Consider the following 11,892-nt stretch of genomic DNA (forward strand, 5'->3'; position numbering starts at 1 on the left):
TCAGCCTAATCTGATCATTGCCGTTCCGGTGAGGGGAGTCGGGAGACCGCTGGCGATACTGAGGCCCGGGAATAATGGCGTGTAGGTAAACGTTGTTTGCACAACGATGTAATCACCAGGCTGCAAGGTTGGCATGCCGGCGGCAGAGCAATCGGCAGGCTTTGACGTGACGTCGCTCACGTATTGCAGCGCGTTCAACGAATTGATGCAGTAATACCCCTCCGACGGCGACCCCGATATCATCGAGACCCGCGTCCCCAGGGACGTGCTCTGAAGGGCATTCTGCATGGCCGTTGATAGCCCGGGGCAATTCGTCGTTGCCGGCAGATGGGATAGATCGCAGCTCTTCCAGGCGGCTTGGCCGGCCGCCTGCGTGGCGTTCTCCACCTGCATCCGCTGGTAGATGTAGAACGATACGTCGGCAACGTTCGCGAGCGCGACCGCGAGGATGATCACGAAAAGACCGAATTCGACCGCCGCGACGCCGCGCGTGTCGGCGGCGATTGCCTTAATCTGATCAGCGAAGCCGAACGCTGGTTTGTGTGACGCCCTCAGCCACGTCGGGAGTCCCGGTTTCATAGGACCAACATCGCTCTGCCCGGGATCGTCGTAGATGGCATCGACAATCCCGCGGGGATACATTCGCCATTCGGCAGGATCATCCCTGTTCCGTTCACGGTGATGTCCTTGACGACCAGGGCAAAGCAGGACTTTCCGAACCCGGCCTTGTTGACGGCGCCGCTCAATGTGACGCTCGAATTCGGCAGATAGACAAGACCAGTGATATTCCACGCCGGGCTATTGCCGGCCGCCGAAATATCCACGCCGTTGGTTAGCTTCGGATCTTGGTAGATGGCGACGCCCGACCAGGTTCCAGATGTCGGTGCGGCGATGTCGAGCGTGCCTCCGCCGGTAGGACCATGAGTGTATGAACCCGAATTATCGCCGGAGAAGATCACCGTGAGTCCGGTACCCTTGGTCGTCGCCAACGTGTAGCCGTTGGTGTCCAATTGACCGTTCTCGATGACCAGCACCGCCCCCGCCGGGGCGTCGATGGTGACATTTCCGGCGAGTTGGAGGTCACCACAGACCACGAAGGTACCGCCGAGCGACTGGGATCCGGACCATTGGTTACTGGCCGGTAACGCCGGATCTTTCTTTTTGGTCGGCTCCTGCGGATAGGAGCTGCAGGGGTCGGGTGGAATTTTGCTGGCGAGCACGGCATAGGCATCGGAGACCGCGGGCACATTCGAATACTGCGTTACGCCGCAGCCGTTATTGGTGTTGTGCGCTGCGCCGATCGGTGCCCCGAGATTGCCACCGTTACACGTCGACCCCGTGTTCGACATCGCGTTGCAGGCCATGCTGGCCTTCGGTGCGCCGTTGGACCGGATCCCTTGAGGCCCAAGCGCCAGCAAACAAAAGTCCGTCGGCGTGCTCGGCCGTTTTGCAACCGATGCGGCGCCGATCTGCTTTGCTGGGCCACCATTTAATGTTGCGTCACCTCTGTATCCGACAACCTGCGACAGATATAGAGGCACAGAACCCGAAATGGTCGCACTATAGCAGTTGTTGCCGCCGCCCGGACATGTCGCCGCGTTGGAGACGGTGACGCTGATGTTGCCGGCACCGTCCACAAACCCATATCGCGCCGCGACCGCCTTGGCTTCGACATCGTAGTTTGAGCCGTTGTTGGTCGCAGCCGCGAGAGCCGCCGCATCGGCCGCGTTTTGCATGCCGCGCGTCCGCATGGACCAGTTCGAAACCTCAAAGCCGATACCTAGAGCGTTTTCCGATCACGTTGCGTCGTAACCAGCCGCGACGAGATAATTTTGACATTCCTCGGGTGAGAAGCGTTTGAGAGCGTTGGCGATTGCTTGCCAGAGATCGGGCATGGTGCGCGCTGCGGCGGCCCGCAACAGCGCTTTCAGTTTGGAGAAGGCCATTTCAATCGGGTTGAAGTCTGGACTGTAGGGCGGAAGATAGAGCAGGCTAGCTCCGACCGCCTGGATGGCCTCTCGAACGCCATGGACCTTGTGAGCGGGCAAGTTGTCCATGATAACGGTATCGCCCGGCCGCAGCGATGGGGCGAGCAATTGCTCGACGTAGGCCAGGAAAGCGTCGCCATCCATTGGACCGTCCAGAACAAGCGGCGCGATCAGACCGTCGGAGCGCAATCCAGCGGTGAACGTCGTCGTCTTCCAATGTCCGTGTGGGATAGCTGCACGACATCGCTCGCCGCGTGGCGAGCGCCCGTAACGCCGCGCCATTTTGGTGTTGGCGCTGGTTTCGTCGATGAAGACGAGACGCTCAGGGTCAAGGTCGATTTGCCCTTCGAACCACTCCTCACGTGCGGCATTTATATCGCCGCGCCGTTGCTCGGCGGCGTGCGCTGTCTTTTTTTAAGTGTGATCTTTCTGCGCTGGAAAAAACGCCAGAGCGACGCGATGCCAGTCGATATTCCACGACGTTTCAACAGTTCTCGCAACTCGGCAAGCGTGATATCCGGCCTCGCTGTCACCGCCTCCAGAATCAATTGCGAATGCGCTTCGATGCGCTGCGATTTGCGGTCACCGCCCTGGCGTTTAGGAACGATGTCGCCAACTTTCTTGAGGCGACCGCGCCAGCGGATCGCACTGGCCGCGCTGACACCAAAGCGCTCAGCAGCCTGTCGACAGGACATGCCACCGTCAATCGCGGCTACCACCCTTTGGCGAAGATCAACCGAAAGCGCCCTGGCCATACATGCTGGCCTCCCTCGCCAGCATGCAGCTTGAATCTGACTCGCGCCGTTTTGGGAATCCCCACCCGATTCTTTCCGGTCGGAAAATGCTCTAGGGCTCCGATCAGAGGAACGAGCAGGACACCCATGATCACGCTGACGGCGCCGCACTGATCCGAGCGCAGGCGGCGGATATGAAAAAACATCGAAAAAACGGCCACGACAATCCTCATTGATCATTCACGAGGACCGGAAAGCACAAATCAATGCTTCATGCGTGACGCAAAACCATTAAGAGAATGCCTATTTTTCCCGGAATAAGAGATGCAACGGCTCTTCAATTGCAGCCAAAATCCGAGGTGAATTCAGGTTTGTTTGCTAGATCTTCCTCAATTCCCGTGGAAATTACGCCCCGCGGACGTGGTGAAAAGCGAAGGGTTGACGGAGGTGTCGTAGGCCGCGGAAAGGCGGCCGCTCTCAGGCGACTCAATATAGCTCTGGTCGGACCCCGTATTCTTACGGATCAAGGTTAACTCTCGTGCCGTATCCGGCTGGCCTGTTGCGGGGCCGCTCCCCAGGCCATCGAGCAGGAGGCGGCGCACCTGAACGGGCGCTCGCGCAATGCCCCCAGCGGTTTCCGGATCAGATCGCACAGGCCGAGGCGAGGGCGTCCTGCGTCATCGGGCGACGGAGCTCGTACGGCCGCTGCTTCCGTTTCCCGAACTCCTCGATCGGGAGAACGCCCTGCGCAAGGCATTGGCAGGGCAGGTTCAGGCGAGAATAATGTCCCTGCTGGAGCGAAACGTGCTGATCCAGAAGCTTCATTCGCAGCTCCTCGACGAAGAGCGCGGCAGGTTATCGGCCGCGCCGGCGGACGCGACCCGCCGCTGGCGGTCACGCAGTGGCGACAATCGAACCCGGAGAGCTGCGGGCGGCTGGGAGGGGATTCCGGGAGCTGCTTTTGAGGGCGATCCTTGGACGGCCATCGACGGTAGCCCGTGGCACCGGATTGTGAGGTCGTCGCCTTTGACCGTCGTTCGGGTAGAATCTCCCTCGATTTGCCCTTGGGGCGCGATCACCGTATTCGCACGGAGCAGCCAGATTGCAATGTCTTGAAATGCCGAAACCCCTATAATTTAAGGGGATTTCGCGAATTCTGTTCGGAGCATCGTGGCCAAAGAGGCTGTCAGCGGTTGCACCGGTAGGGTTAATAAACGATTACCAATCGACAGTTTTCTCGCGACAGATTATAAGAAATTCTTAGTTGGCACCGGAATTGCCCGCCAACATATCGCGTAAATTCATCGTAAAAGGGATTTTTTCCTATGATCAAGTTTTACATCCAGACCACCGAAGCCTTCAAGCGTCTCGCCTCGGACAAGGGCGGCGTCGTGTCGTTCGAGTACGTGATCGTCGCGGCTTGCATCGTCGCGGCAGTTGCCGCTGCGTTCGGCACCACGACTGCCAGCGGCATCGGCGCAGCTCTGACCACCGCGATTGGCAAGGTCACGACCGCGGTCACCACGGCAGCCTAATCGACGGCTGGTAGCCGAGAGGCCAGCCTCTAGGCGGGTCTGCAACCAGATGCCGTTGGCAGTTTTCTGCCAACGGTGCCGCCCGCGGTTTTTTGCAGCATTCATTGTCAGAGCAAGGATTCACTCCTATGCAGAAATATTACATTCAAGCGAAAGAAGCCTTGACACTTTTCCGTTCCGACAAGGATGGCGTTGTGTCGTTCGAGTACGTGATCGTCGCCGCTTGCATCGTCGCTGCAGTGGCCGCTGCTTTCGGTACCACGACTGCCAGTGGCATCGGCGCGGCGCTGACCACCGCGATCGGCACGGTCACCACCGCGGTCACTACTGCCGCTTGAGGCAGAGAGACTGTCTGACGCCGGGGGCGTTGCAACGCGCCCCCGTCTCGTTTGAGGCAATTTTTCATGAGCTGGATTGCGTCCACGACCTCGTGTCTGGAAATCGCATTGTTGTTGTATGTCGCAACGATCGATATCGCGACACGGTTGATCCGAAACGAAATTTGTCTGGCGCTGGCGTTCCTCGGAATCGCCGGTCAATTGGCCAGCCCGGTGCAGATCGGCCAATCGCTGACGGTCGCCGCAATCCTGTTTTTGGCACTGTTAGTGATATACCAGCGCGGAATGATCGGCGGCGGCGATGTCAAGTTGCTGGTTGCCCTGGCAATCGGTCTCCCTCTGACCGGCGTGATCGAGCTGCTGACGGTAACCGCGCTCGCTGGTGGCGCTCTGGCCGCGGTGCATCTGATGATGCGCCGTCTGCCGCAGCCGAAGCTGGCGCCCGCCGGATCGTCGCTGGTGCGAAGGGTCTACGCGGTCGAGCGCTGGCGTCATTTGCGACATGCGCCGCTGCCCTACGGTGTCGCCATCGCATGCGGCGGTATCTGGACTATTTTGAGCAAAGGATTTTGACATGTCGTCGGCTCTGCGCGTCTCGATCATTATGGTGCTGCTGCTTGCGGCTACGGCGCTCGGGCTCATTGCCTATAGCGTGAACCAGCCGAAGGACCGCATTGTTGCGGAGGTGGTCGCGGAAAAGCCGCCGGCTGGGCTTGTAACCGTCGGTTACTTTGTTACGACACGTGCGCTTTCGAAAGGAACGTTGGCGCGGGACGAAGATTTCACCGTGCGCCAGGCGGCGCCGGATCGTGTCCCTGCAGGGGCGATCCTCGAAACGCCTGACACCAAGGCCGGACTTCCCGGTTCTCTGGTTCGCAAGTTCGTCGACGCCGGGAGCGCCATTACGTTGCAGGACATCCTGCGTCCTAGGGATCGCGGGTTCCTTGCCAGCGTTCTGGCGCCGGACAGCCGCGCAATCAGCCTCAAGGTGGACGAGGAGACTGGCGTCTCGGGGCTGATCAGGCCGGGCGACAATGTCGACGTGGTGTTGACGCAGGTGTTCGAGAAGGCGGATCCGGTGCGGCGGGCCGTCAGCGAAACCGTTCTATCCAATGTGCGCGTGATCGCGATCGACCAAGAGATTGCGCAAGGCGGGCGCTCCATCAGCAATGCTGTCGCAGGCAAGACGGCGCAAACCGTGTCGTTGGAGCTTAAGCCGGAGCAGGTCAAGAAGGTCTCCGTCGCGAAACAGCTTGGAACGCTCTCGCTCGTCGTCCGATCTGCGGCTGAGCAGTGGGAAAAGGCCGCCGACTCGGGCGCGACATCCAGCTGCGATGTGTCGCCAGAGCTGGCGCGCCAGAGTGCGGTTGCCGGCCAGAGCACGACGGTGGCGATCTATAACGGCCGCGAGCTCAAGCAATACTCGGTCAGGAAGCGGGATCAGGACGACGACGCTCTCGCCGCCTGCGACGGGACGACGGAGGCTGCCCGCGAGGCGGCCACGGCGGTGAGCGATGCGGGCAAGGTTCCGGAGAAACGTTGATGAGTGTGAACATGGCAGTGGTGGAATCACCTGAAGAGACGTCGTCCGTTCTCACGCGTAACCGTATCGTCTGCTTCGTGAACGACGAGTTGAGCGCGGCGGCCCTTCGCAAGGGCCTCGACGGCTGCAACCTGGTTATCCGACGTGGCAACATCCGTCATGCGACGCGCATGCTCGAGACCGACACCGATCTGTCCGCGGTGGTGACTGACATCAGCGGGATCGATGATCCCTTCACCGATTTGGAGCGTCTGGCCAGCGTCTGCCCGCCCGATGTCCGGGTCTGCCTGATCGGCGAGAACCGGGAGATCACCTTCTACCGGGAGCTGATGGAGACCGGCCTTACCGAGTATCTTCCAACGCCGATCACCCGGGATATGGTGCTGGACCAGCTCCGGCCGAAGCTGCTTGGCGACGTCGCGCCCGCTCACAATGATCGTGGGGGGCATGTGGTCTCTATCTGTGGTGCGCAGGGCGGCGCCGGAGCGACGAGCATCGCCATCAATCTCGCGCTGCAACTGGCCGAAACCACCAAGGCCAAGGTCGCACTGCTCGACCTGCATCTGCAGGGCGGCGAGACTGCGGTGATGCTGGGTGTTCGCCCAGGACCTGGGCTGCGCATTGCCCTCGAAAATCCTATGCGGGCCGACACGCTGTTCCTCGAACGGGCGGCGATCGAGGTGAACGATCGGGTTGTCCTGATTTCCGGCGACGAAGACCTCGATGCCAAGCTCGATATCACCGAAGCGGGCGTGCGGCACGTGCTGGGTCTGCTCCGTCAGCGCTTCAACTACGTCGTTGTCGATGTACCGGTGCCGTTCCCGGCATCGATCTATCCGGTCATCACGCTGTCCCGTCACGTGCTGGTTCTGCTGGAAGCGGAGGTGACCGGCCTGCGCAATGCTCATGCGCTGCGCAACGCGGTCACCAACATCGCCGGCAAGGACCGGGTCTTTACCCTGCTCAATCGCGCAGATCGTGCTGGCGGCCTTCCCAGGGCGACGATCGTCAAGGCTCTCGGCGCAGAACCGGACATGGTGATCCCGGATCTCGGCAAGGGAATGACCCAGGCTGTCAACCTCGGAATTCCGGCTCTCAAGCATGTATCGGCACTGCGGCGTCACCTCGCTCCGATCGTTCGGGAGATCACCGGCGTCGGCCCCAAGCGGAAGGGGCGGTGGAAGAGGTGGCTCGGGCTATGAAAAAGTTCGGCAGGCGCGCAGACGAAACGCCAATACGTTTGCCTACACTGATGGCGAGCTCGCCGACGGCGGCGCCGAGCGTGCCGCCGGTGTTGCTCGACACGGCGCCAGCTGCGCCTAGTGTGGAGTCACCGGCGCCGGGTGTGGAGTCGCCGGCGCCAAGTTTGCGCCCGTCGACATCTAAGCGCGAGGAACGTTCGACACATCATACGGCGATGTCGGCGTCGTTGCGCGAACGGGTCATCGAGCAGATCGAGCCGGCAGTGGCCGCTTCGGTCTCGCGCGAGGTCCTGCGACGGCAGATCGAGGAGATCATCCACGGCATCGCCAACCAGGAACGGCTGGAACTGTCCGGTCGCGAGCAGCTTCTGCTGGCGGAAGAAATAGCTGACGACATGACCGGTTACGGTCCGCTCCGTCAGCTTCTGCTGGATGAATCGATTAATGATATCATGGTCAACGGACCAAGTAACGTTTATGTCGAGCGAAACGGCAAGCTGGAACGGATCGCCATACGGTTCCGCGACAACGACCATATTGCCGCGGTCGGGCAAAAGATTGCCGCGCAGGTCGGCCGGCGCGTGGATGAATCCAGCCCGATGGTGGATTGCCGCCTGCCGGACGGCAGCCGCGTCAACATCATCCTGCCGCCGCTGGCCATCCACAGTCCCTGCATTTCGATCCGAAAATTTCCGAGCCGGCGTTTGAACATCAACGGGATGATCGAGAACGGATCGATGACCCCCGCTCTCGGACAGCTGTTGGAAATTGCCTCTCGCTGCCGGCTCAATGTTCTGGTCTCCGGCGGTACGGGGTCGGGCAAGACGACACTGTTGAACGCCCTTAGCCAGTTCATCGACCACAGCGAACGCATCGTCACCATCGAGGATGCGGCGGAGCTGCAGCTGCAGCAACCGCACGTGATCAGCCTGGAGACGCGGCCGCCCAGCCTCGAGGGTACGGGGCAGGTCACGCAACGCGATCTCTTGTGGAACGCCCTGCGCATGCGCCCGGATCGCATCATCGTAGGCGAGGTCCGCGGCGCCGAAGCATTCGACATGCTGCAGGCAATGAACACCGGCCATGATGGATCGATCTCGACGGTGCACGCCAATAGTGCGCGCGATGCGCTGACGCGCGTCGAAAACATGGTGCAGATGGGTCAGGTCAATCTGCCGTCTCGAGCGATCCGGTCTCAGATCGTCGCCGCCCTGGATATCATCGTGCAGGTCGAACGCATGCGGGACGGCCAGCGCCGGATCGTCCAGGTCACCGAGGTGATCGGCCTGGAAGGCGAGGTGATCACCACCAACGACATCGCGCTGTTCGAGTACAAGGAGGAGGATGTGCACGGGCGGATATCGGGCACCTACCGATCCACCAACGCAGTCCCGAAATTCAAGAGCCGCCTTGTCTATTACGGGCTCGATCGAGCCTGGGCCGAAGCGATGAGGCAGATCTGATGTCGACGCCCCTGATCATCGTTCTGGTGCTTCTGTTGTGTGCGACGATCAATACGCTGTGGCTCGACTCGCGACACAGGCGGATGGAGCGCCAGATCGAGATTGCTCTGCCGACGTCCGAGGCGGCAACCTTGGTGTCTATCCGTCGCGCGGCCAAGGCTTCGCGTTGGGGTATGCTCCAGCGCCTCGTCAATTATCAGGCTGACATCGTTTACGTTTGGCATCCGGCCTATGTGTTTCTGGCTGGTGTGATGGCCGCGGGTCTGGTCATTTACGCGAATCATCGCTTGCTGGAATTTTCCACGCCGGTGGTGTCGATCGCTGCTGCTGCCGTCGCCATCCTGGTGGTGCGGGGCGCGCTCGGATGGCAGCGAAGTCGCTTCATCAATCAGCTTTTCCGCCAGCTTCCCGACGCAATCCAGTTGGTGACCAGCACCGTTCGATCAGGATTGCCCGTCAACGAAGCCTTTCGCGCCATCGCGCGGGAGATGCCAGAGCCAACATCCGGTCAGTTCAAAATCGTTTGCAGCGAGCTGGCGATGGGGAGGGCCCCGGAAGAGGCAGTCGAAGGCGTCTATCAGCGAACGTTGCTTGCTGAATACGCCATGTTTGCGGTAACGCTCGCGGTCCAGTTGAAGGCGGGCGGCAGTCTGGCGGAAACCCTGCAGATACTGGCCGACACTATAAGCCAACGGGTTGCGTTGGCTGCGCGCGCGAAGGCTCTGGCCGGAGAGGTCATCTTCTCTTCGCGTGCTCTTTCGCTATCGCCGTTCATCATTGGCGGATTGCTCTATGCGATCAATCCACAGTCGATCGATCTGCTGTTCTATGACCCGACTGGCAACGCGCTGTTGGCCTACGCGATGGGTTCGGTGTTTGTCGGGCACTTCGTGATACGCTGGATGATCAGAAGGGAGACGGCACTATGACTGCTGGTCTCGGTTTCGCGGCCCTTGCCACGGCGGCAGCAGCCGCAATGTGCATTCTGATCATTCGCGAAGTGCACCTTCGTACGCTAAATACACGCGTGTCGAACGCTGTGCTTGGCATTCCAGACCGGTCAAGCTCCTCGCAGGACCTGATCGGTTGGCTTTCCTCGATAGGCGCTCGCTACAAGCGCTTCTATGCGGAGGAAAATCTGGAGCAGCTCCGAACGGTTATTCAGTCGGCGGGTTTCAACCATTATCAGACTTTGCCGATCTGGATCGGCGTCAAAGCCGTCAGCATGTTCCTGTTTCCGTTTGCGGCTTTCTTTGCAGCGCAGCTTCTCGGAAAGCCGCTCTCCGATGCGATGATTTTCACGCTGATCGGGGTGGTGATCGGAATCATGGGACCTCGCTTGATCCTTTTCTTCATGAAAAGGCGCTTTGATACGGCCGTTCGGCTGGGGACGCCGGATACCATCGATTTGCTCGTTGTGTGCAGCGAGGCGGGGATGGGCCTCGAGGGCGGGCTTGAGCGCGTGGCGGATGAGATGAAGGAAACCAATCCGGCGATGGCTCAGGTATTGCACGGACTGCTCGATGATCTCCGCATATTGCCGAGCCGTAGCGAAGCATTCGAGAAGCTCGGCGCCAAGTCGGATGGGCTTCGCCGCTTTGGAACGGTGATCGGTCAAAGCCTGCAGTACGGAACGCCGCTGGGGACGGCGCTGCGCGGTATTGCTGTCGACCTTCGGCGGGAGCGGATCACCAAGCTGGAGGAGCGAGCTCACAAGCTGGGCGCCAAGCTGACAATTCCGATGGTGCTGTTCATGCTTCCGGCCATGTTCGTCATTCTGGGCGCGAGCCCGTTTTTGCATCTCGTTCACGCTTTTAAGTAGGTAGTCCATGAGCGCCGTGACTCTATCGAACAAGTCGACTTACGAACGGACGATGCAGTTGCTCGGCGGCATGTGGTTCATGCTGCTGGCGCTTGGCCTCGCCATCAAGATCGGATCGCTTTCCGAGCCCTGGCCGTCACTCTTGTCGAGCCTTTGCCTCGCCAGCTTCTACGTCCTTCTCGGGCTGCTGGTCATGACCCGGCCACCGGCAAAGGCGCATGCGGATGGTTTGCTGCCGAGAGTAGCGGCCTTTGCCGGGACCTACATGCCATGGACGATCGGCTTCTTCGGCGAGACCGACAAGGCGTTGCCGAACCTTGCATCCACGGTTTGCGTGTTGGCCGGCATGATGATGATGCTCGTCACGATCAGGCATCTTGGCAAATCGTTCAGCCTGGTGCCGCAAGCGCGTTCCGTGGTGCAAACGGGTCCGTACCGATGGATCAAGCACCCGCTCTATCTGGCGGAGGAGATCGCAGTATTCGGTGTGGTGCTCAAAAGCTTTTCGTCGGTGACGCTGGCCCTGTTCGTACTGCACATCGGCGTTCAGGTATGTCGGATCCACTATGAAGAAGACCTGCTGCGGCGCAGTTTTCCGGAGTACGCGAGTTACGAAGCGTCGCGCTGGAGATTGATACCCTATGTTTGGTGATCTGCCGGGAATGGCAGAATTATCGCGGCCATTCGTTAGCGAGGTACCGGTCTAACCTTATCGTGAAGGTGCCAACGTGCTGTATTTGTCGCATCGCCGAAAGAGGCTTGTGAGCCGCAAACGTTCTCTGGTCGCCGATCAGCGCGGCGCCGTCGCGTTCGAGATGCCGTTCGTCTACCTTTTCCTAATAATGATAATCCTTCTGCCGCTTGCTGATCTTGCCGTGGCCGGCTACAGGTACATATCGGCGCTCGCGGCATTGCGCGCGTTCGGCCAATCCATCCTGTATTCCCCGCCACCCGACGTCACGAACGCGTCCAGTTGGGCGTCTGCCGCACTCGCCAAGGCCGATAGCCGCTTTCCGATCCCCAGCATTCAGCTCATTTGCGGCGATAGCAATGCTGTCTGCGCGGCTGGAAACTCTGATCCTTCGCTCGCGAAGTATTACGTGTACTCAACAACGATCACGTTGGCGCCGATCGTGCTGACGTCTGTGTTGTGCACGAGCACCACCGGCAATGCCTGTTCGTTCACACTGACTTACTCAGAGCGGTTTCAATAGGTGTCCCATGCGTAACATGCTTCGTTGCCGTCGAGGGTCCGCCGCATTCGGAA

Annotated in this window: 14 protein-coding genes; 10 read left to right on the top strand and 4 right to left on the bottom strand. The window is 60.2% G+C overall.

Annotated features, from left to right (window positions below):
- The 4 genes from WDM24_RS15180 to WDM24_RS15195 all read right to left on the bottom strand — a co-directional run bounded on the left by WDM24_RS15180 (nt 1) and on the right by WDM24_RS15195 (nt 3,547).
- Nucleotides 1-579, bottom strand: coding sequence for a TadE/TadG family type IV pilus assembly protein (locus WDM24_RS15180; RefSeq protein WP_338831733.1), 579 nt, complete (start codon nt 577-579; stop codon nt 1-3).
- Entirely contained in the window at nt 576-1,736 is a 1,161-nt protein-coding gene (locus WDM24_RS15185; RefSeq protein ID WP_414645721.1) for a DUF7305 domain-containing protein, read from the bottom strand. The genes WDM24_RS15180 and WDM24_RS15185 overlap by 4 nt, the downstream gene beginning before the upstream one ends.
- Nucleotides 1,737-1,796: 60 nt before the next feature.
- A protein-coding gene (locus WDM24_RS15190) for an IS630 family transposase (protein ID WP_414645651.1) occupies nt 1,797-2,743 on the bottom strand; the annotation gives its coding sequence in 2 pieces (ribosomal slippage) (nt 1,797-2,395 and nt 2,395-2,743; 948 coding nt in all).
- Between the two features lie 621 nt (nt 2,744-3,364).
- Nucleotides 3,365-3,547: a hypothetical protein gene (locus tag WDM24_RS15195; protein WP_338831734.1), complete on the bottom strand. Its 183-nt coding sequence runs from the start codon at nt 3,545-3,547 to the stop codon at nt 3,365-3,367.
- 500 nt (nt 3,548-4,047) lie between these two features.
- Here WDM24_RS15195 and WDM24_RS15200 point away from each other — a divergent pair, with 500 nt between their 5' ends.
- The 10 genes from WDM24_RS15200 to WDM24_RS15245 all read left to right on the top strand — a co-directional run bounded on the left by WDM24_RS15200 (nt 4,048) and on the right by WDM24_RS15245 (nt 11,839).
- Nucleotides 4,048-4,257: a hypothetical protein gene (locus tag WDM24_RS15200; RefSeq protein WP_338831735.1), complete on the top strand. Its 210-nt coding sequence runs from the start codon at nt 4,048-4,050 to the stop codon at nt 4,255-4,257.
- 128 nt (nt 4,258-4,385) lie between these two features.
- A complete protein-coding gene (locus tag WDM24_RS15205) occupies nt 4,386-4,595 on the top strand; it encodes a hypothetical protein (protein WP_338831736.1) in 210 nt (69 codons plus the stop codon).
- 66 nt (nt 4,596-4,661) lie between these two features.
- Entirely contained in the window at nt 4,662-5,168 is a 507-nt protein-coding gene (locus WDM24_RS15210) for an A24 family peptidase (protein WP_338831737.1), read from the top strand.
- A gap of 1 nt (nt 5,169) precedes the next feature.
- Complete coding sequence (cpaB, locus tag WDM24_RS15215; protein WP_338831738.1) at nt 5,170-6,138, top strand: Flp pilus assembly protein CpaB; 969 nt, start codon at nt 5,170-5,172, stop codon at nt 6,136-6,138.
- Complete coding sequence (locus WDM24_RS15220) at nt 6,138-7,340, top strand: AAA family ATPase (RefSeq protein ID WP_338831739.1); 1,203 nt, start codon at nt 6,138-6,140, stop codon at nt 7,338-7,340. Before cpaB ends, WDM24_RS15220 begins: the two co-directional genes overlap by 1 nt.
- On the top strand, nt 7,337-8,803 hold the full coding sequence (locus WDM24_RS15225) for a CpaF family protein (protein ID WP_338831741.1): 1,467 nt from the start codon (nt 7,337-7,339) through the stop codon (nt 8,801-8,803). Before WDM24_RS15220 ends, WDM24_RS15225 begins: the two co-directional genes overlap by 4 nt.
- Nucleotides 8,803-9,732, top strand: coding sequence for a type II secretion system F family protein (locus tag WDM24_RS15230; RefSeq protein WP_338831742.1), 930 nt, complete (start codon nt 8,803-8,805; stop codon nt 9,730-9,732). The genes WDM24_RS15225 and WDM24_RS15230 overlap by 1 nt, the downstream gene beginning before the upstream one ends.
- Complete coding sequence (locus WDM24_RS15235; protein WP_338831744.1) at nt 9,729-10,625, top strand: type II secretion system F family protein; 897 nt, start codon at nt 9,729-9,731, stop codon at nt 10,623-10,625. Before WDM24_RS15230 ends, WDM24_RS15235 begins: the two co-directional genes overlap by 4 nt.
- Before the next feature lie 7 nt (nt 10,626-10,632).
- Nucleotides 10,633-11,277: a methyltransferase family protein gene (locus WDM24_RS15240; RefSeq protein WP_338831746.1), complete on the top strand. Its 645-nt coding sequence runs from the start codon at nt 10,633-10,635 to the stop codon at nt 11,275-11,277.
- Nucleotides 11,278-11,353: 76 nt separating this feature from the next.
- Complete coding sequence (locus WDM24_RS15245) at nt 11,354-11,839, top strand: hypothetical protein (protein WP_338831748.1); 486 nt, start codon at nt 11,354-11,356, stop codon at nt 11,837-11,839.
- The last annotated feature ends 53 nt before the right edge of the window (nt 11,840-11,892 follow it).

Source organism: Bradyrhizobium sp. 27S5 (genome assembly GCF_037217225.1).
Lineage (GTDB): Bacteria > Pseudomonadota > Alphaproteobacteria > Rhizobiales > Xanthobacteraceae > Bradyrhizobium > Bradyrhizobium septentrionale.